Origin of the sequence: Streptomyces sp. NBC_01351 (assembly GCF_036237315.1) — a bacterium.
In the GTDB taxonomy this organism is placed as follows: domain Bacteria; phylum Actinomycetota; class Actinomycetes; order Streptomycetales; family Streptomycetaceae; genus Streptomyces.
Window position 1 is genome coordinate 2,458,258 of record NZ_CP108356.1, and the last position, 18,485, is coordinate 2,476,742.

Annotated in this window: 20 protein-coding genes; 1 reads left to right on the top strand and 19 read right to left on the bottom strand. The window is 71.3% G+C overall.

All coding sequences use genetic code 11. The features are described 5' to 3' along the window. Positions 1 to 9 precede the first annotated feature (9 nt). The 17 genes from whiG to proS form a co-directional block, all read right to left on the bottom strand. Positions 10 to 846 carry an RNA polymerase sigma factor WhiG gene (gene whiG / locus OG625_RS10860; protein WP_329378776.1) on the bottom strand — a complete coding sequence of 279 codons (837 nt, stop codon included), beginning with the start codon at positions 844 to 846 and terminating at the stop codon, positions 10 to 12. A 209-nt stretch (positions 847 to 1,055) separates the two neighbouring features. Beyond that, the gene (dprA, locus tag OG625_RS10865; protein WP_329378777.1) at positions 1,056 to 2,231 is read right to left on the bottom strand and encodes a DNA-processing protein DprA; all 1,176 of its coding nucleotides are present in this window, start codon (positions 2,229 to 2,231) and stop codon (positions 1,056 to 1,058) included. Then, on the bottom strand, positions 2,228 to 3,865 hold the full coding sequence (locus OG625_RS10870; RefSeq protein WP_329378779.1) for a YifB family Mg chelatase-like AAA ATPase: 1,638 nt from the start codon (positions 3,863 to 3,865) through the stop codon (positions 2,228 to 2,230). Before OG625_RS10870 ends, dprA begins: the two co-directional genes overlap by 4 nt. Then, on the bottom strand, positions 3,865 to 4,236 hold the full coding sequence (locus tag OG625_RS10875; protein ID WP_329378782.1) for a YraN family protein: 372 nt from the start codon (positions 4,234 to 4,236) through the stop codon (positions 3,865 to 3,867). The genes OG625_RS10870 and OG625_RS10875 overlap by 1 nt, the downstream gene beginning before the upstream one ends. Before the next feature lie 132 nt (positions 4,237 to 4,368). Continuing rightward, positions 4,369 to 4,677 (bottom strand): DUF2469 domain-containing protein, encoded by a 309-nt coding sequence (locus tag OG625_RS10880; protein ID WP_003965949.1) that lies wholly within the window; start codon positions 4,675 to 4,677, stop codon positions 4,369 to 4,371. A gap of 55 nt (positions 4,678 to 4,732) precedes the next feature. Then, positions 4,733 to 5,200, bottom strand: a complete 468-nt coding sequence (locus OG625_RS10885; protein ID WP_329390565.1) for an NUDIX hydrolase — start codon at positions 5,198 to 5,200, stop codon at positions 4,733 to 4,735. Between the two features lie 109 nt (positions 5,201 to 5,309). Further along, positions 5,310 to 6,122: a signal peptidase I gene (lepB, locus tag OG625_RS10890; protein WP_329378784.1), complete on the bottom strand. Its 813-nt coding sequence runs from the start codon at positions 6,120 to 6,122 to the stop codon at positions 5,310 to 5,312. A 44-nt stretch (positions 6,123 to 6,166) separates the two neighbouring features. Continuing rightward, positions 6,167 to 7,072 (bottom strand): signal peptidase I, encoded by a 906-nt coding sequence (gene lepB, locus OG625_RS10895; protein ID WP_329378786.1) that lies wholly within the window; start codon positions 7,070 to 7,072, stop codon positions 6,167 to 6,169. Between the two features lie 113 nt (positions 7,073 to 7,185). Further along, on the bottom strand, positions 7,186 to 8,007 hold the full coding sequence (gene lepB, locus OG625_RS10900) for a signal peptidase I (RefSeq protein ID WP_443067694.1): 822 nt from the start codon (positions 8,005 to 8,007) through the stop codon (positions 7,186 to 7,188). Further along, entirely contained in the window at positions 8,000 to 8,722 is a 723-nt protein-coding gene (lepB, locus tag OG625_RS10905) for a signal peptidase I (RefSeq protein ID WP_329378788.1), read from the bottom strand. Before lepB (OG625_RS10905) ends, lepB (OG625_RS10900) begins: the two co-directional genes overlap by 8 nt. 44 nt (positions 8,723 to 8,766) lie before the next feature. Next, on the bottom strand, positions 8,767 to 9,117 hold the full coding sequence (rplS, locus tag OG625_RS10910) for a 50S ribosomal protein L19 (protein WP_073911044.1): 351 nt from the start codon (positions 9,115 to 9,117) through the stop codon (positions 8,767 to 8,769). A 133-nt stretch (positions 9,118 to 9,250) separates the two neighbouring features. Next, positions 9,251 to 10,072, bottom strand: coding sequence for a tRNA (guanosine(37)-N1)-methyltransferase TrmD (gene trmD, locus OG625_RS10915; RefSeq protein WP_329378790.1), 822 nt, complete (start codon positions 10,070 to 10,072; stop codon positions 9,251 to 9,253). Continuing rightward, complete coding sequence (gene rimM, locus OG625_RS10920; RefSeq protein ID WP_329378792.1) at positions 10,072 to 10,629, bottom strand: ribosome maturation factor RimM; 558 nt, start codon at positions 10,627 to 10,629, stop codon at positions 10,072 to 10,074. The genes trmD and rimM overlap by 1 nt, the downstream gene beginning before the upstream one ends. Before the next feature lie 78 nt (positions 10,630 to 10,707). Beyond that, positions 10,708 to 10,947, bottom strand: coding sequence for an RNA-binding protein (locus tag OG625_RS10925; protein ID WP_007266827.1), 240 nt, complete (start codon positions 10,945 to 10,947; stop codon positions 10,708 to 10,710). A 2-nt stretch (positions 10,948 to 10,949) separates the two neighbouring features. Further along, entirely contained in the window at positions 10,950 to 11,387 is a 438-nt protein-coding gene (gene rpsP / locus OG625_RS10930) for a 30S ribosomal protein S16 (protein WP_329378794.1), read from the bottom strand. A gap of 271 nt (positions 11,388 to 11,658) precedes the next feature. Further along, entirely contained in the window at positions 11,659 to 12,255 is a 597-nt protein-coding gene (locus tag OG625_RS10935) for a hypothetical protein (RefSeq protein WP_329378796.1), read from the bottom strand. A 212-nt stretch (positions 12,256 to 12,467) separates the two neighbouring features. Further along, the gene (gene proS / locus OG625_RS10940) at positions 12,468 to 13,880 is read right to left on the bottom strand and encodes a proline--tRNA ligase (RefSeq protein ID WP_329378798.1); all 1,413 of its coding nucleotides are present in this window, start codon (positions 13,878 to 13,880) and stop codon (positions 12,468 to 12,470) included. A 130-nt stretch (positions 13,881 to 14,010) separates the two neighbouring features. Between proS and OG625_RS10945 the strand changes: the two genes are divergently transcribed. Next, positions 14,011 to 14,697: a methyltransferase type 11 gene (locus OG625_RS10945; RefSeq protein ID WP_329378800.1), complete on the top strand. Its 687-nt coding sequence runs from the start codon at positions 14,011 to 14,013 to the stop codon at positions 14,695 to 14,697. Positions 14,698 to 14,708: 11 nt separating this feature from the next. On the opposite strand, the gene ftsH is transcribed toward OG625_RS10945, so the two are convergent. Continuing rightward, a complete protein-coding gene (ftsH, locus tag OG625_RS10950; protein ID WP_329378802.1) occupies positions 14,709 to 16,646 on the bottom strand; it encodes an ATP-dependent zinc metalloprotease FtsH in 1,938 nt (645 codons plus the stop codon). Positions 16,647 to 16,763: 117 nt separating this feature from the next. Then, the gene (ffh, locus tag OG625_RS10955; RefSeq protein ID WP_329378804.1) at positions 16,764 to 18,335 is read right to left on the bottom strand and encodes a signal recognition particle protein; all 1,572 of its coding nucleotides are present in this window, start codon (positions 18,333 to 18,335) and stop codon (positions 16,764 to 16,766) included. Positions 18,336 to 18,485: the final 150 nt, after the last annotated feature.

The following is an 18,485-nucleotide window of genomic DNA, read 5'->3' on the forward strand; positions in this document are numbered from 1 at the left end:
AGCGCAACCTCACCGCCCCACGTCAGCCAGCTTCGCCCGCAGTTGCAGCACCGACTTGGTGTGGATCTGGCTGACCCGGCTCTCGGTGACGCCCAGCACGTTGCCGATCTCGGCCAGCGTGAGGCCCTCGTAGTAGTAGAGGGTCACGACGGTCTTCTCCCGCTCGGGCAGCGTATTGATGGCCCGCGCCAGCAGACGCCTGAGCTCGCGATCCTCCGCCACCTCCACCGGGTTGTCGGCGGCGGTGTCCTCCAGGGTGTCCATGAGCGAGAGACGGTCGCCGCCCTCTCCGCCGACGTGCAGGAGTTCCTCCAGGGCGACCACGTTCGCCAGCGACAACTGGCTGAAAACGGCGTGGAGGTCCTCCACCCCGATCCCCATCTCCCCCGCGACCTCGCTCTCCGTGGGGGTGCGCCGCAGCTGCGCCTCCAGCGTGGCGTAGGCCCGCTCCACGGCACGTGCCTTCTGCCGCACGGAGCGCGGGATCCAGTCCAGTGCCCGCAGTTCGTCGATCATTGCGCCGCGGATCCGGGTGATCGCGTAGGTCTCGAACTTGATCGACCGCTCGATGTCGAACTTCTCGATCGCGTCGATCAGCCCGAAGATCCCGGAGGAGACGAAATCCGCCTGTTCCACATTGGGCGGCAGGCCCACGCTCACCCGGCCGGCGACGTACTTGACCAGCGGGGAGTAGTGCAGGATCAGCTGCTCCCGCAGCCGCTCGTCACCCGAGGTCTTGTACGAGCGCCACAGCACCTCCAGGGACGAGGGCGCGGTGGACCGCTCGCCGCCGCGGGCAGCGGGGGGCACCGCAGCGCGGTCAGACCCTGAGGTGTGCTGGGGCATGCTTCGCCTTTGCCGGAGCGGGATTCCTTGGGAGCGTAGCGTGACGGAAGTGTCGCGGTGCGCGAAGAGTACGGGATCGGGCGGGGGCGCAGGCGCGACCCGACTCGCGCGGGCGACCCGGGACCGGCGCCTGGCGCTCGGCCCCGGCAGCTGCCACCGGGAGGACCGCGTCTCTCATCGCTTTCACTCTTTCACCGGAACGCCCCAGGTCAACGACCGCCTCGCCGGGTGGCACCGGTTTGTGTGCCTCTTCCAGCCGTTTGTCTGCTCAACTGCCAGTCGTCGCCCTGCCGTTCGACGAACCCCAGAGAGTGAAGTTCGTACAGTCTGCCGATGACTTCATCGGTGTTCGTGCCGGAGGCAAGTGCCAACTCCGCCACCCGCGCCGGGCGGCCGGCCGGGAGCGCTTCGAGCACCCTGGCGGTGTCGCGGTCGAGCAGGTCCCGGGCGAGCAGCGGTCCGCGCCGCTCGGGGGCCAACTCCCCCATGGCGCCGACCAGCTCGACCACCTCTGCCGCATCGGTGACCAGCTCGGCCTCACCCCGCAGCAGTTCGTGCACCCCGGCGGAGAGCCCGCTGGTGGCGGGCCCGGGGACGCCCATGGTGAACCGGCCGAGCTTCTGGGCCTGTCGGGCGGTGACCAGGGAGCCGCTGCGGTGGGCGGCCTCGACGACGACGGTGCCCCGGGTGAGGGCGGCGATGACCCGGTTGCGCAGGACGAAGCGGCTGGGGGTGGGGTGGCTGCCGGGTGGCAGCTCCCCGAGGACCAGCCCCTGGCCGGCGATGCGCCCGAGCAACTCGGCGTGTCCGCGCGGATAGGCCACGTCCACCCCGCAGGCGAGCACCGCCGCGGTCGCGCCGCCCGAGGCGAGGGCCCCGCGGTGCGCGGCGCCGTCGATCCCGTAGGCGGCGCCCGAGACCACGACCCAGCCCCGCTCGGCGAGCCCGGCCGCCAGGGTCTGGGCCATGTGCGCGCCGTACGGGGTGCAGGCGCGCGCCCCGACCACGGCGACGGAACGCAGCGCCCAGGTCCGCAGGTTCGGCCGGCCGCGGAGCCACAGTCCGACGGGCCGGGCGTCGCCGAGGTCGTCGAGCTGGGTCGGCCACTCCGCCGACCCGGGGCACACGAACCGGCCCCCGTGCTCGGCGGCCGCCGCCAGGTCCCGCCGGGGGTCGGCCGGCGCCGCCCGCCTCCGGTATCCGGCGAGCCGCTCGGCGCTCACCCCGCCGAGCTTCCGCGCCTCCCCCTCGTCCCCGGTCAGCAGCCGTATCACCCCCACGCCCCCGTGCGCCCTGAGCCACCGCCCCCCGCACTCGTCCCCGGGCTCCAACACCCGGGTCAGCGCGGCCCGGGCCAGTACTTCAGGATCGTCGGCCGCGCTCATCGACCGACCTCCGCCGCCATCGGCGCCCCGCGGGCGATCCCGGTGCGCAGCTCCAACGCCACCGCGACGTCCAGCACATCGGGCCGGTCCCGCCCCCGCAGGTCGGCGACGGTCCAGGCGACGCGCAGCACCCGGTCGAGCCCGCGGGCGGTGAGCAGACCGCGGTCGACTTCCCGTTCGGCCTGCTCCAGTGCTCCCGGGGCGGGCTGCCATCGGGTACGGAGCTCTTGTCCGGGCACCTCGCAATTGAGCCGCCAGGGGGTGCCCGTGAGCCGGGCGGTGGCGCGCGCCCTGGCCTCCCGGACGCGGTCGGCGACCACCGCGGTGGACTCTCCCCGGCCGCCCTGCCCCAGCAGATCGGCGCGGGTCACCGGCTCGACCTGTACCCGGAGGTCGACCCGGTCGAGGAGGGGTCCGGAGAGCCGGGCCTGGTAGCGCCGGATCGCCGAGGGCGGGCATTCGCACCCGGCCCCGTGCAGGGTGTGGCGCCCGCACGGACACGGGTTCGCGGCGAGCACCATCAGGAACCTGGCGGGCAGCCGCACGACGCCGGCGGCCCGCGCGATCACCACGTACCCCGATTCGAGCGGCTGCCGCAGCGCGTCCAGGGCCCGCCCGTGGAACTCCGGGGCCTCGTCCAGGAACAGCACGCCCCGGTGGGCCAGGGAGACGGCTCCCGGCCGCGGCACGCCGTTCCCCCCGCCCACCAGTGACTGCATGGTCGCCGAATGGTGGGGCGCGCAGTAGGGCGCCCTGGCGACCAGCGGTTCGCCGGGCGGGAGGATCCCCGCCACCGAGTGGACCGCCGTCACTTCCACGGACTCCTGCCGGGTCAGCGGCGGGAGGATCCAGGGCAGCCGCTCGGCCAGCATGGTCTTGCCGGCCCCCGGCGGCCCGTTGAAGAAGAGGTGGTGGCCTCCGGCCGCGGCCACCTCCAGGGCGCGGCGCGCGCCGCGCTGTCCTGCGACGTCCGCCAGGTCCGGGACCTCCGCGTCCTCTCCGGGACGCCCCGGGGACAGCCCCGTCCCCAGACCCGCCCCCGGCAGCAGCAGCCCCGCCAGTATCGGGTCCGGGCGGCCCGCGGCTGCCGCGCCGTCCGGGAAGTCCTCCTCCGGGACGGCCGTGTCCGTCAGGACCGCGATCAGCTGGCGCAGGCTGCGGACCCCGAGCACCGAGACGTCCGGTACGAGCGCGGCCTCGGCGGCGCACTGCTGCGGCACCACGACCTGCCGGTATCCGGCCTCCGACGCGGCCAATACGGCTGGCAGGATCCCCCGGACCGGGCGCACCCGGCCGTCCAGGCCCAGCTCCCCGATCAGTACGAGATCGGCGATCGCACCGGGGTCGACCACCTCGGCGGCACCGAGCACAGCCGCGGCAACAGCAAGATCAAAACCGGCGCCGGACTTCGGCACGGAGGCCGGGCTCAGCCCCACCGTGAGCTTCTTCTGGGGCCAGGCCGCACCCGAGTTGACGACCGCGGCCCGCACCCGGTCCCGGCTCTCCACCAGGGTCTTGTCGGGCAGCCCCACCAGTGTGAAGGCCGCGACCCCGGGCTCCAGGTCGGCCTGCACCTCCACCACCACGCCGTCGACGCCGACCAGGGCCACCGAACAGGCTCGGGCGAACCCCATCAGGCCACCCCCCTGACGTGCTCCACCACGGGCGCCCCGCGCCGCGGCAGCAGGACTCCGACGAGGTCGATGCGCACCCCGCCCGGGGGTGGTCCGCCGTGGTCGGCGAGCCAGCGGCCGGCGAGTCGGCGCAGCCGCTCGGCCTTGCCGGCCCGCACGGCGGCCATGGGATGCTCGAACTCACCCTCCCGGCGGGTCTTGACCTCGCAGACGACGAGGGCGTCCCCGTCCCGCGCGACGATGTCGATCTCCCCGCTGCGGCACCGCCAGTTCCGTGCGATCACGGTCATGCCGGCCTCGGTCAGCCTCCGTGCCGCGAGCTCCTCGCCGTACCGCCCCAATGCCTGCTGTGCCACGCCCTTCGCGTTCATCCGGCACCACCTCCGGCACCGACGATCCCCCGTCCCCGCCCACCTTGTGGATCTTGGTGGACAGCCGGGCCGTTGTGGATAATCCCGTCACCCACACGAAGGACGGCCCCCGGGGCGGTACCGAAAGCGCGCCTAGCCGCCGGGCAGTTCGAGGTCGCTCTTGTTGAGCTCCTCGATGTTCACGTCCTTGAAGGTCAGCACGCGCACCTGCTTCACGAAGCGGGCCGGGCGGTACATGTCCCAGACCCAGGCATCGGCCATCGAGACCTCGAAGAAGACCTCCCCCTGGACCGAGTGCACCTGCATCTCGTAGTCGTTCGTGAGGTAGAAACGGCGTTCGGTCTCGATCACATACTTGAACAGCCCGACGACGTCGCGGTACTCCCGATAGAGCTTCAGCTCCATCTCGGTCTCGTACTTTTCGAGGTCCTCGGCACTCATGGCATGTTCCCCTTCAGCCGTGCGTCCCCCTATTGTGCGCCAGACCCATGCGCCCCTAAACGATTTCCGGGGCCAGGACCACCGGCGCGCCCGGAGGACCGTCGTCGAGCAGCGTTCTCAGCAGCTCGGCGAGTCTGGTCGGGTACACCGTCTCACGTGCCGCGAGCAGTTCCTCGGAGGTCCACCACCTGGCTCCGGTGACGCTGCGCCGCTCCAGCTCGGTGAGCCCTCCCATCTCGGTATCCGTCTGGGCGGTACGCGCCAGGAAGTACCACTCGTCCTGCTCCCAGCGCCGCCCGTCGAAGGGGAACGAGCAGTACCGGTGCCACAGGACCGGCCCCAGCTCGACCTCTGTGATTCCCGTCTCCTCCGCCAGCTCCCGCAGGGCGGCCTGTTCCCGGCTCTCGGATCCCTCCAGCCCGCCGCCCGGGGTGAACCACCAGTCGTCGGCGGGGTCGGCCGGCTCGAAGCCGTGGAGCAGCAGGATCCGGTCCGCCGGGTCCAGCAGGATCACCCGGGACACCTGGCGCGGGCCGGCCTCGGCCCCGGCCGCCGCGACGGACGGCTCCGGGGCGGACGGCTCCGGGACGGAAGGCTCCGTGTCGGACGGCGCCGGGTCAGCGGGCACCCGGTCAGCGGGCACCGGCCCGCTCCTGCCGCCGCCCGCGCCCCAGAATCCGTGCGACCGGCCCGTACGCGGCCCCCAGCACCACCAGCACGGCCCCCACGACCACCGCCGCCACCTGGAGCCGCAGCGGCCCGGGCCGGGAGGTGCCGCCGGGCAGTGCCTCGTACGTCTTCGGGCGCTCCAGCATCTGCATGGCGGGCCAGGCCAGGGCGTCGACCCGGGCGCTGACAGCCGACCGGGACACGGTGCCCTGCCCGGCCTCCTCCAGGTGCGCCCGCGAGTCCAGCGAGGCGGCGCGGCGGTCGCCCAGCAGGAAGAGCTTCCCCTCGGGGACCGTCACCTCGAAGGGGGTCCCGGAGGGCGCGGTCTGCCCGGGCGGCATCTCCAGGCCGGTGGCGGGCTTGGTGTTGTCGGCGTAGGGCTCGTCCAGGACCGTGCCGTTCACGGTCAGCTCGCCACCCGCGCCGCAGCACTTCACGGTGTCGCCGCCGATGCCGACGACCCGCTTGACCATGGGCGCATCGCTCCACATGGAATCAGTAAAGACGACCACGTCCCCGCGGCGCACCTCGCTGCCGTCGATGCGCTGCGCCAGCACCCGGTCCCCCGGCCGCACGGTCGGCATCATCGAGTCCGTCGGCACCGTGTACGGCCGGTAGACGACCGCACCCCAGACGAAACCGCCGAGGAAGAGCACAAAACCGATGGCCACGGCGAGCCCCGACAGCACATTGCCGAGACCGCCGCGGCCATCCTTGCCACTGCGTATTGAACGGGTACCGCTCGAACGCGTACCACTTGCCTGCGTGCCGCCCATTGCAGCGCCCCCACACTTCGGAGATCGTCGACCTGGGCGGCACCCTACCCGGCGGTACGCCCTCGGGTCAGCCTCCGGCGGCGCCACATGACGAGCGGAACCGCGCCGGTGAGCCCCAGCGCGGCCGGGCCGAGCCCGACCGGAGCCAGGCCCGAGGGCCCGAGGCCGAGCGCGGTGGCCGCGGCCTGCTTGCCGATGCCCGGCTGGTCGAAGGTGTCCGGGACCGGCAGGGTGGACCAGCGGGTGATCGGCCACGCGACCACCACGGCCCGGCCGACGACCTTCTCGACCGGGACGAAGCCCTGGGTGGAGTCCTGCATGTGCCAGCGGGAGTCCTGGGAGTTCTGGCGGTGGTCGCCCATCACCCAGATCTTGCCCTTGGGCACGGTGATCGGGCCGAAGGGAGCGTCGTCGCAGGCGGTGTCGCCGGGGAAGATGTACGGCTCGTCGAGGGCCTTGCCGTTGACGACGACCGGTCCCCCCTTCTTGCACTCGACCGTGTCACCGCCGATGGCGATGGTCCGCTTGATCAGGTCCTTCTCGGAGGCGTCCGGCATCAGGCCGATCTTGCTGAGGACCTGCTGGGCGAAGTTCGGCTCCGGGGTGGGCTCTCCGGACAGCCAGTCCGCCGGGTCGTGGAAGACGACGACCTCGCCGCGCTCGGGCTCGGAACCGAACCACGGGGTCAGCTTGTCCACCAGGACGCGGTCCCCCCGCTGCAGGGTGTTCTGCATCGAGTCGGAGGGGATCGAGAACGCCTGGAGCAGGAAGGTCTTGATCCCCAGGGCGAGCAGCAGGGCGATGCCTACGAGGAGCGGGAGCTCCTTCCAGAAGGAGCGGTGCGCGTGCGCCTTGGCACCGCCGTCCTCCTCCTCGGCCTCGCGCTCTACGGCGTCGTCATCCGGCCGCTCCTCGCCCTCGTCGCGTCCGGACCGTGCGCCTACCGCCACATCCCCCACATCCACTCCTCTTGTAGAGATCGCCGCCCGTACCGAACCGGACACGGGCCCTCCCCTCCCTTAACGAGCGGGAGTTCCCTAAGGCGCGGGAGACCCAGGACACACTATGCGAACGGCACGGTCCGGCGGCGCCGCCGACGACGCCCGCGAGCCTCGCGCCGCGCCTGATCGGGGACCATGCGGAAGGTCGCGGGAGTCTCGAAGCTCTTCCAGTGTGCGTAGGGCCAGGCGATCACCACGGCCTCGCCCACCACGTCCTTCTCGTCGATGGTGCCCTGGAAGGCCTCGTCGAGGTGATAGCGGGAGTCCGACGAGTTCGCCCGGTGATCGCCCATCACGAAGATCCGGCCCGCCGGCACATCCACTTCGAAGGGGATGTCCGAAGGGGTGTTGCCCGGGCTCACGTACGGCTCGTCGAGCGGCGAGCCGTTGACGGTGACCCGGCCCTTGGCGTCACAGCACTTGACGGTGTCCCCGCCGACGCCGATGACGCGCTTGATGAGGTCCTGCTCGTCGGACGAGGGCAGCAGACCGATGAAGGTCAGCAACTGCTTGACCTGCTTGATCCCGACCGGGTCGGGGGCCGGCCGGGCCACCTCGCCCTGGAGCCAGCCGCCCGGGTCCTTGAACACGACGACGTCCCCGCGCTCGACCTCGGAGCCGAACCAGGGGGTCAGCTTGTCCACGAGGACCCGGTCCCCGATCCGGATGGTCTGCTCCATCGAGCCCGACGGGATGAAGAAGGCCTGCACCAGGAAGGTCTTGAGGAGCATCGCGATGCACAGCGCCACGACCACCAGCAGCGGCACCTCACCGGCCCGGCGCGTGCGACGGCGACGGCGCACCTTGCGGGCCACGCGGCGCCGCTCGGCCCGGCCGCCCGGTTCGGGCTCCGGTTCGCGCCGCGGCCGCCCTCGGCTACCCATTCCCGCCGCCGGCGGAACCCCATCGCGATACCGGCCAGCCGATCCAGTCGGCCCGCCCGATCACCATGTCCACCGGCACCATCCCCCCGCCCGGCTCCCCCAGGTGGTCCCGGGAGTCCCGGGACTGGGATCGATGATCACCCATGACCCACAGCGTGCCCACGGGGACGACGATCCGGAACGGCACGGTCGAGGGCGCGTCGCCGGGGAACAGGTACGGCTCGTCCAGTGGGACGCCGTTGACCTCGATCCGCCCGCCGGCGTCGCAGCACACCACGTCGTCACCGCCGACGCCCACGACCCGCTTCACGAAGTCGGTGTCGGAGGGTTCCGCGAGCCCCAGCGCGGACGCCGCGCCGTGCAGGACCTCGCCCACCGGATTGCCCTCGGGGCGTTCCCGTACGAAGGATCCGCTGCCGTCGAAGACCACCAGGTCGCCGCGGCGCGGCTGGTCGCCGAAACGGTACGCCAGCTTGTTGACCAGCAGCCGGTCGCCGACCTGGAGCGTCGGCTCCATCGAGCGGCTCGGGATCAGGAAGGGCTGGACCACGAAGTTGCTGAGCAGCAGCAGGAGAGCGGTGCAGATCACGCCGAGCACTCCGGCCCGCCGCCAGCTCAGCGGTCGCACGGCTGCTGAAAACGCAAAACGCGACCGCCCCTCCCCCTCGGCGGGGGAAGAGTGGTCGCGCTGCGTGTGAGGTGCTTCGGTGTCCATCGGGGGCGAGCCTATCCGGCCGCCCCCGGACACCGGAGGGGACCTCAGTTGTCGCGCTTCTCCTTGATCTTCGCGGCCTTGCCGCGGAGCTCACGGAGGTAGTACAGCTTGGCGCGGCGCACGTCACCACGGGTGACGAGCTCGATCTTCTCGAAGATCGGGGAGTGGACCGGGAAGGTACGCTCCACGCCGACGCTGAAGGAGACCTTGCGGACCGTGAAGGTCTCGGAGACACCGGCGCCCTGGCGGCGGATGACTACGCCCTTGAACTGCTGGATACGGGAGCGGTTGCCCTCGATCACGCGGACGTGCACGTTGATCGTGTCACCCGGGCGGAAGGCCGGGACGTCCGAGCGGAGCGCGGCGGCGTTGACGCCATCGAGCAGGTGAGACATGTTCTTCGTCTGCTTTCTTCGCATGACGCCACAGGTCGCCAGTGCGGGTTTCCGTAGAGAATTCGGGAGCCGCGTCACTCGCCGGACGACGATCCCCCTGTGGCAGGGGCGTCCGCGAGCACACAGCAGCCGCCTATTCTTCCACGACCTCGGGCCTGCGCCAAAATCGGCCGTCGGCGGACGGCCGCCAGCCCAGGATGGAGAGGACTTCCCGGTCCTTCTTGTCGAAGGCGGAGGCCTCGCAGCGCTCGATCAGGTCGGGGCGGTTCTCCGCGGTCCGGCGGAAGGCCTCGTCCCGGCGCCAGCGGGCGATCTTCCCGTGGTGGCCGCTGAGCAGTACCTCCGGGATGCCCCGGCCGCGCCACTCCGGGGGCTTCGTGTAGACCGGCCCCTCCAGCAGGTTCGCCATCTCGCCGGGCGCGAAGGAGTCGTCCCGGTGCGATTCGGCGTTGCCGAGCACCCCGGGCAGCAGCCGGGCCACGGCCTCGGTGACCACCAGGACGGCGGCCTCTCCGCCCGCCAGGACGTAGTCCCCGATGGAGACCTCGTACACCGGGATGCGCGTGGCGTACTCGTCCATGATCCGGCGGTCGATGCCCTCGTAGCGGGCCGGCGTGAAGATCAGCCAGGGCCGCTCGGAGAGCTCGACGGCGAGCTCCTGGGTGAAGGGGCGGCCGCTGGGCGTGGGGACGACCATGACGGGCCCGCGCGCGCCCGCCTCGTAGCCGTCGGCCAGCGCCGCGTCCAGGGCCTCGCCCCACGGCTCGGTCTTCATGACCATGCCGGGACCGCCGCCGTAGGGGGTGTCGTCGACCGTGTTGTGCCGGTCGTACGTCCAGTCCCGCAGGTCGTGGACGTGTACGTCGAGCTGGCCGCGGGCGCGCGCCTTCCCGACGAGGGAGACGTTCAGCGGCTCAAGGTACTCGGGGAAGATCGTGACGACGTCGAGACGCATCAGGCGCCTGCCCCGTCCTCGTCACGGGTCGAGTCGATGATCGCTTCGCGCTCGTCGATCAGCCCGGGCGGCGGGGTGATGACGCAGCGCTGCTCCTCCAGGTCGATCTCGGCGACGATCTCCTCGACGAAGGGGATCATCACCTCGGAGCCGTCCGGCCGCTCGACGATGAACAGGTCCTGCGAGGGCAGGTGGGAGATCTCGGTGATCCGGCCGATCTCGGTGCCGTCGGCGAGGACCACGTCCAGATCCATGAGCTGGTGGTCGTAGTACTCGTCGGGCTCCTCGGGCAGCTCCGCCGGGTCCACGTCCGCGATCAGCAGGATGTTGCGCAGCGCCTCGGCGCCGGTGCGGTCCTTGACGCCGACGAAGCGGAGCAGGAGCCGGCTGCTGTGCACCCGGCCCGTCTCGATGGTCAGCGGTCCGGCCGACGCCGGGTCGGTCCGGAGCACGGCGCCGGGACTCAGCCGCAGTTCCGGCTCGTCGGTGCGCACCTCGACGGTGACCTCACCCTTGATGCCGTGGGCGCGGCCGATCCGCGCGACTACCAGCTCCACTGTTCTCTCCTGTTCAGACGACGACGGGCCGGGGTGGGCACGAATGCCCTCCCCGGCCCGTGCCGGTGATTCAACTGCTCAGCGGACCTGGTCCACGTCGACGAGGTCGACGCGGATACCACGGCCGCCGATGGCGCCCACGACGGTACGCAGAGCACGAGCGGTGCGGCCATTGCGGCCGATCACCTTGCCGAGGTCGTCGGGGTGAACCCGGACCTCGAGCACCTGCCCGCGGCGCAGGTTGCGCGAGGCGACCTGCACATCGTCGGGGTTGTCCACAATGCCCTTTACGAGGTGCTCAAGAGCCTCCTCGAGCATGCTCAGGCCTCGGTCGACTCGGCGGCGGCCTCAGCCTCGTCCGCCTTCTTGTCGGCCTTCTTCGCCTTCTGCGTGATGGCCTCGCCCTTGGCGTCGCCACCCTCGAGGGTCTTGGCGAACTCGTCGAAGGAGCGACGCTTGCTCTCCTTCGTCTCCGGCTGCAGCAGCGGCGCGGGGGCGGGGAGGCCCTTGTGGGCCTGCCAGTCACCGGTCAGCTTCAGGATGGCGAGCACAGCCTCGGTGGGCTGGGCGCCGACGGACAGCCAGTACTGCGCACGCTCGGCGTTGACCTCGATGCGCGACGGGTTGTACGTCGGGTGGTAGATACCGATCTCTTCGATCGCGCGACCGTCCCGACGGGTACGGGCGTCGGCGACGACGATGCGGTAGTGCGGCTGGCGAATCTTGCCGAGGCGCTTGAGCTTGATCTTGACTGCCACTGGAGTGGTGTCTCCTGAACTTGACGTGGTTGGGCACATGAGATGCCACGTGGGGTTGCGGTACTCGGGTGCCCGATGGACGCGTCAGCCGGAGGAGAGAGGGGTCCTATGCGACTGTCGAGTACAGCTAGCCATTGTGCCATACGCCTGCGGCGCGCTCAGCCGGGAGGGCCCGTACGAGGGACACGGCGGAGCGGGGCCGCGCGGGCCCGGCCGCACCGTCGGCCTCGCGGTCCGTTCCCTCGCGGTCCGTGCCCCCGCCGGCCGCCGCTCAGGAGGCGGCCGAGAGGGCGACCTCGGGGATGCGGAACGGCTTCATGCAGCCTCCGCAGACGATCGGCGCCTGGGCCAGTACGGACGGGACGACCCGCACGTTGCGCCCACAGTCGCAGACGGCCTTGACCCGGACGCCGCCGCCGGAGGAGCCGTGGCGGGCTGCCGGGCCCCGGAAGCTGCGCTTCGTATCGGCGGCGGTGGCGACCGTGTGCGCCTTCAGGGCCCGCTGCAGTCGCTCCATCGTCGGGCGGTAGCGCTTCTTCGCCTCGGGGTTGAGCGTGACCAGCGAGAAGCCGCTGCTCGCATGCGGCTCTTCGGAGTGGTCCAGCCCCATCTCCTCGGCGATCGCGAGGAATCTGCGGTTGTGGTAGCGGCCGGCGCGAGAGGTGTCGCGGACTCCGCGGGCGGCGGCAATGCCGTGGACTGCCTCGTGCAGCAGTCGCTCGAAGGAGAGCTCGGCGCCGCAGGCGGACGAGGACTCTCCGATCAGGGACTCGGGCGCGGCAAGGTCCGGCAGCTCGGAGTGGTACCGCTGAATGTCGGCCCACGCCTGCGCCAGCTCTGCGGCGAGAACAGGTGGTGTCGTGCTCACGTCGTGACAACGAGCCGGGGTGCCCGGGTGTTCCGATTCCGGGCCATTCCAAATTTTTTGCACGTACCAGTCAGTTCAGTCTGATGCGTCCTGACGAGGACGGGTGCGTCGATCTCAGGAGGAGTCGGTACGTAACGACGACTACCGACGACCGCCACGACGACCACACCCCGGCGCGCGGCACGGGCCGCACGCCGGGGTGTGGAAGGGAATCAGTACGAGCGCGCGACGATCGCGAGGGTACCGGGGGCGTCGTCGGCCACCGGGACCGACCCGTCCTCGGCGATCAGGCAGCGCACGGAGACGGCCTGCTCGGCCAGCTTCGCCTCGCCCTCCGGACCGAGGTCGGCCCACGGGATGCGCGCCCAGCCACCGGCGATGGCGGCCTCGGCGGCCTCCTCGATGGTCGCGACGTCGGAGGTACGGGACTCGCGGCGCTCGCGGGACTCGCGCAGCAGCTGCGCCTGGTCCTCCTCGAGGACCTTGGGCAGCAGGTCGAGCAGCGCGGAGATCTGCACGGCCTCCTTGCCGCCCGGGATGCGGCGGGCCAGCATCGCGGTGCCGGCCTCGAGGTCGCGGGGGCCGATCTCGATGCGGACCGGTACGCCCTTGAGCTCCCAGTCCACGGCGCGGCGGCCGAAGGGGGTGTCGACGCGGTCGTCGACGTGCACGCGCAGACCGGCGGCCTTGAGCTGGTCGCCCAGCTCGCGGACCTTCGCCACGGCCTCGTCGCCCTTGATCGCCATGACGACGACCTGGACGTGCGCGAGGCGCGGCGGGACCCGCAGGCCGTTGTCGTCGCCGTGGGACATGATCAGGCCGCCGACCATGCGGGTCGAAACGCCCCACGAGGTCTGCCAGACGAGCTCCTGCTTGCCTTCCTTCGACAGGTACTGCGTGTTGAAGGCCTTGGCGAAGTTGGTGCCGAGCTCGTGGCTGGTGCCGAGCTGGAGGGCCTTGCCGTCGCCCATCATGCCCTCGAGGGTGAGGGTGTTGATGGCGCCGGCGAAGCGCTCCTTGGCGGTCTTGCGGCCGAGCACGACGTCGATGCCGAGCACGTTCGTCATGAAGTCGCCGTAGACGTCCGTGTGGATGCGGGCGGCGTAGTCGCGGGCGTCCTCGTAGGTGGCGTGGGCGGTGTGGCCCTCCTGCCAGAGGAACTCGCTCGTACGGAGGAACACGCGCGGGCGCATCTCCCAGCGGACCACGTTGGCCCACTGGTTGATCAGCAGGGGCAGGTCCCGGTAGCTCTGGACCCACTTGGAGAAGTAGTCGTTGATGATCGTCTCGGAGGTGGGCCGGACGACGACCGGCTCGTCGAGCTCCTTGCCGCCGCCGTGCGTGACGACCGCCAGCTCGGGGGCGAAGCCCTCGACGTGCTCCGCTTCCTTCGTCAGGTACGACTGCGGGATGAACAGCGGGAAGTAGGCGTTCTGGGCGCCCGCGTCCTTGATGCGCGCGTCCATCTCCTGCTGCATCCGCTCCCACAGCCCGTAGCCGTACGGTCGGATGACCATCGTGCCGCGCACCGGGCCGTTGTCGGCCAGTTCGGCCTTGTTGATCAGATCCTGGTACCAGCGGGGGAAATCCTCCGCCTGCGGGGTGAGAACGGGTGCCTTTGCCATGGCGCGAATGGTACGGCGCCGCGCGCTTCGAGCGTGAATCGGGTGGCCGCTCCTCTGGACGCGGGGGCGAATGGGGAGTTCTCTGGCAACGGGGGCAAGGGGGCGAGACGGAATCAGGAGCGCTCTTTCGATGACACCGACGCCGACGGCGACGCTCGTCGCCCGGGACTGGGCGGAGATCCAGGAACGGATGCTGGTACCGCTGTACGAAGCGGTCTACGACCGGCTGGAGGTCGGACCGGGCGACCGGCTGCTGGGCCTCGACTGCGGGGCCGGCCTGCCCCTGCTGCTCGCGGCCGGGCGGGGAGCCTCGGCCACGGGAGTGGAGGCGGATCCGGCGCGCCGTGAGCTCGCCCGTGAACGGCTGCTGGAGGTTCTGGCGGCCACGCCCTCGCCACCGACGGCGAGCCGCCCCTACGACGCCCTGCTCGCCTTCTCACCCACCCCGGCGGCCCTCGCCTCGGCCCTCCCCGCGGTCCGCCGCGGCGGGGCCGTGGTGCTGGCCGACTGGGGCCCCGCGGAGCGCTGCACGGTGCCGTCGGTGCTCGGCGGCGGGCCCGCGCCGCGCGACCTGGACGCGCTGGTGGAGCGGGCTGGTCTGCGGCCGGACGGGTCGGGGCGGGTGTTCTGCCCGTTCGGGTACGCGGACGTGGACAGCGCGGTGCGGGGGCTCGTCTCGACGGGGCTCTACGACGCGGCCGCCGACCCGGCGCTGGCGGAGAAGGAGCTGGCCGAGGCGCTTCACCCGTTCGAGCGGTCCGACGGAGCCGTGTGGCTGCCGAACATCTTCCGGTACGTGATCGCCCGGGTGGCGTAACCGAGCCGGCCCTACTCCGTTCCGTGCGCCTTCGTCAGCCGGGGGATGCCCGCGGCGGCGTAGGCGGCCGCTTCGTCCAGGGTCTCGTTGGCGAGGAGGGCCTCCGCCAGGGCGTCGAGCTTCGTACGGTGCTCGCGCAGCAGACGGCAGGCCTCCTCGTAGCACTCGTCGACGATCCGGCGCATCTCGTGGTCCACGGCGTCGAGGGTGGCGGGTGCGGCGGACAGGCCGTAGGGGCTCTGCATGTCGGAGGGGATCGCGGTGAGCCGTCCGATGCGCTCGCTCATGCCCCAGCGGCCGACCATGCCGCGGACGATGTTGGTGACCTGCTCCAGGTCGTTCTCCGCGCCCGTGGTGATGACGTCGTAGACGGTGTGCTCGGCCGCCATACCGCCCAGCGCTCCGATAATGCGGCCGCGCAGGTACGGCTCCGTGTACGCGTACCGGTCGGCGTCGGGAGCCGAGAGGGTGACGCCGAGCGCCCTGCCGCGGGGGACGATGGTGATCTTGCGGACCGGGTCGGCACCCGGCTGGAGCATGCCCAGGAGGGCGTGTCCGCTCTCGTGGTACGCCGTCCGGCGGCGTTCCTCCAGCGGCATGACCAGCGACCGCTCGGCGCCCAGCTGCACCTTCTCCAGGGCGTCGGACAGGTCCGTCTGGGTGACCTGCTGCTGCTGGCGTTTGACGGCGAGCAGCGCGGCCTCGTTGGCCAGGTTGGCCAGCTCGGCGCCGGTCATGCCGGGGGTCGTGCGGGCCACCTGGGCGAGGTCGACGCCCTCGGCGAGCGGGATGTCCCGGGTGTGGATGCGCAGGATGGCCTCGCGGCCGCCCCGGTCGGGCGGGGAGACGACCACGGTGCGGTCGAAGCGGCCGGGGCGGGTCAGTGCCGGGTCGAGGACGTCCGCGCGGTTGGTGGCGGCGAGGACGACGACGCCCTCCGAGCCGGAGAAGCCGTCCATCTCGGTGAGGATCTGGTTGAGGGTCTGTTCGCGTTCGTCGTGGCCGCCCATGGCGGCGCCGCCGCCGCGGACCCGCCCGATGGTGTCGATCTCGTCGATGAAGATGATCGCGGGGGCCACCTTGCGGGCCTCCGTGAAGAGTTCCCGTACCCGGGAGGCGCCGACGCCGACGATCATCTCGATGAACTCGGAGGCGGAGGCGGAGAAGAACGGCACCCCGGCCTCACCCGCGACCGCCCGCGCGAGCAGGGTCTTGCCGGTGCCGGGCGGGCCTGCGAGGAGGACGCCGCCGGGCATCCGGGCGCCCATCTTGCGGTACTCCTGGGGGTTCTTGAGGAAGTCGACGACGTCGTTGAGCTCGCCCTCGACCTCGTCGATGCCGGCCACGTCCTCGAAGGTGGTCCGTTTGGAGCCCTCCTGCAGCTCCACCGGCTTGGGCGGGGCCTTGCGGCCCAGTCCGCCCATGCCGCCCATCCCCGCGCTCATGCGGCGGGCGATGAACACCCACAGCAGGACCAGCAGCAGCATCGGGGCCAAGGAGAGCAGCAGGTTGGCGAGGAAGCTGCGCTGTTCGACGACCGGGGAGGCCGTCACGGTCACGCCCTGTTTGGTGAGGTCGGCCCACAGGTCGTCGTCGGCGAAGGCCGGGCGCTGGGTGACGAACTTGGTGTAGTTCCCCTTGTCGCCGTCGGGCTTCGGCTGCTCGGCCTTCAGCTGGCCCTGGATGGCGTCGCCCTTGGAGTAGATCTTCGAGACGTTGCCGTTGGCGACCTGCTTGCTGAACTCGGTGTACGAGAGCGTCGGCTCGTCCCCCTCGTTGAAGAAGGACAGCACCAGGTTGGTGATCAGGTACACGATCAGCGCGCCGAGGATGAGCCCGCGCCAGCCACCCGGCATCTTCCTCTTGGGCGGAGGGGTGGGCGGTGCGCCCTCCGAGCGCCAGGGCGTATCGGCCCGGTCTCGGGGCGGTACGGGGGTGGGGCTGGGCACGGGGCCTCCTTCTGCCGTCCCCCCGGCCGACGATAAGGGATAAATCAGGCCATCGCCCCAGCAGAAACGGAAGGGCCCCGGCCGTGCGAACACGACCGGGGCCCACCTCACGTGGTGCTACTTCATGAACTTCTTGAACTCGTCCGGGAGGTCGAAGTCCTGACCCTGCTCGCCGCCCGCGGGGAGCCCGAAGGGGTTGCCGCCGGCCGCGGGCTCGATCGCCTGCGGGCCCTGCTCGCGACGGGCCGCTGCCGCGGCCTCCTCTTCCCTGCGCTTCATCGGGTTGCCGCTCTTGCGCTTGCCCTTGGCCTGCTTGACCTGCTTCTTCTGCCGGCCGGGGCCGCCGCCCATCCCCGGCATCCCGGGCATGCCCGGCATGCCGCCGCCCTGGGCCATGCGGGACATCATCTTGCGGGCGTCGAAGAACCGCTCGACGAGCGACTTGACCATGCTGACCTCGGTGCCGGAGCCCTTGGCGATACGGGCGCGGCGCGAGCCGTTGATGATCGTCGGGTCGTGGCGCTCGGCCGGGGTCATCGACTTGATGATCGCGGCGGTGCGGTCCACGTCGCGCTCGTCGATGTTGTTGATCTGGTCCTTGATCTGCCCCATGCCGGGGAGCATGCCGAGCAGCTTGGAGATGGAGCCCATCTTGCGGACCTGCTCCATCTGGGCCAGGAAGTCGTCGAGCGTGAACTCCTTCGGGCCCTTGGCGAGCTTGGCCGCCATCTTCTCGGCCTCGGCCTGCGAGAAGGTCTTCTCGGCCTGCTCGATGAGGGTGAGCATGTCACCCATGTCGAGGATCCGGCCCGCCATGCGGTCCGGGTGGAAGGCGTCGAACTCGTCGAGCTTCTCGCCGTTCGAGGCGAACATGATCTGCTTGCCGGTGACGTGCGCGATGGAGAGCGCGGCACCGCCGCGGGCGTCGCCGTCGAGCTTGGAGAGCACCACACCGTCGAAACCGACGCCGTCGCGGAAGGCCTCGGCCGTGTTGACCGCGTCCTGACCGATCATGGCGTCGACGACGAACAGGATCTCGTCGGGCGAGACCGCGTCGCGGATGTCGGCGGCCTGCTGCATCAGCTCGGCGTCGATGCCGAGGCGGCCGGCGGTGTCGACGATCACGATGTCGAACTGCTTCGTGCGCGCGTACTCGACGGAGTCCTTGGCCACCTGGACCGGGTCGCCGACGCCGTTGCCGGGCTGGGGGCCGTAGAACGCCACGCCGGCGCGGTCGGCGACGACGGAGAGCTGGTTGACGGCGTTGGGACGCTGGAGGTCGCAGGCGACGAGCAGCGGGGTGTGCCCCTGCCCCTTCAGCCAGAGGCCGAGCTTTCCGGCGAGGGTGGTCTTACCGGCACCCTGGAGACCGGCCAGCATGATCACGGTGGGAGCGGTCTTGGCGAAGCGGAGCCGCCGGGTCTCGCCGCCGAGGATCGTGACGAGCTCGTCGTTGACGATCTTCAGGACCTGCTGGCCGGGGTTCAGCGCCTTGCTGACCTCTTCGCCGCGGGCACGTTCCTTGACGTTCGCGATGAAGGAGCGGACGACCGGGAGGGCGACGTCGGCCTCGAGGAGGGCGATACGGATTTCCCGGGCCGCGGAGTCGATGTCAGCCTCGGACAGCCGGCCTTTGCCGCGCAGGCCCTTGAAGGTATTCGCCAAGCGGTCGGAGAGCGTATCGAACACGGTGGTCGCGATTCCTCGGGTCGGGGGCGGTGTGGTGTCCCCCAGGGTATCGGGCCGCGCCGCCGTCCTGGCCCTGCGGGCGGCATTCCCCCACCCCGACCCTTCCCGAAACCGTGGGCTCCGCCCCCAGCTACCGCTGGGGGTACCCCC

What these genes read in the sequence shown, in the direction of transcription:
- lepB (WP_329378784.1), bottom strand. Translation starts at nt 6,122, where the DNA reads ATGGGCGGCACGCAGGCAAGTGGTACGCGTTCGAGCGGTACCCGTTCA.
- trmD (WP_329378790.1), bottom strand. Translation starts at nt 10,072, where the DNA reads ATGCGTCTCGACGTCGTCACGATCTTCCCCGAGTACCTTGAGCCGCTG.
- lepB (WP_443067694.1), bottom strand. Translation starts at nt 8,007, where the DNA reads ATGGGTAGCCGAGGGCGGCCGCGGCGCGAACCGGAGCCCGAACCGGGC.
- OG625_RS10870 (WP_329378779.1), bottom strand. Translation starts at nt 3,865, where the DNA reads ATGGGGTTCGCCCGAGCCTGTTCGGTGGCCCTGGTCGGCGTCGACGGC.
- dprA (WP_329378777.1), bottom strand. Translation starts at nt 2,231, where the DNA reads ATGAGCGCGGCCGACGATCCTGAAGTACTGGCCCGGGCCGCGCTGACC.
- OG625_RS10875 (WP_329378782.1), bottom strand. Translation starts at nt 4,236, where the DNA reads ATGAACGCGAAGGGCGTGGCACAGCAGGCATTGGGGCGGTACGGCGAG.
- OG625_RS10945 (WP_329378800.1), top strand. Translation starts at nt 14,011, where the DNA reads ATGACACCGACGCCGACGGCGACGCTCGTCGCCCGGGACTGGGCGGAG.
- OG625_RS10880 (WP_003965949.1), bottom strand. Translation starts at nt 4,677, where the DNA reads ATGAGTGCCGAGGACCTCGAAAAGTACGAGACCGAGATGGAGCTGAAG.
- lepB (WP_329378788.1), bottom strand. Translation starts at nt 8,722, where the DNA reads ATGGACACCGAAGCACCTCACACGCAGCGCGACCACTCTTCCCCCGCC.
- whiG (WP_329378776.1), bottom strand. Translation starts at nt 846, where the DNA reads ATGCCCCAGCACACCTCAGGGTCTGACCGCGCTGCGGTGCCCCCCGCT.
- OG625_RS10925 (WP_007266827.1), bottom strand. Translation starts at nt 10,947, where the DNA reads ATGCTCGAGGAGGCTCTTGAGCACCTCGTAAAGGGCATTGTGGACAAC.
- rplS (WP_073911044.1), bottom strand. Translation starts at nt 9,117, where the DNA reads ATGTCTCACCTGCTCGATGGCGTCAACGCCGCCGCGCTCCGCTCGGAC.
- proS (WP_329378798.1), bottom strand. Translation starts at nt 13,880, where the DNA reads ATGGCAAAGGCACCCGTTCTCACCCCGCAGGCGGAGGATTTCCCCCGC.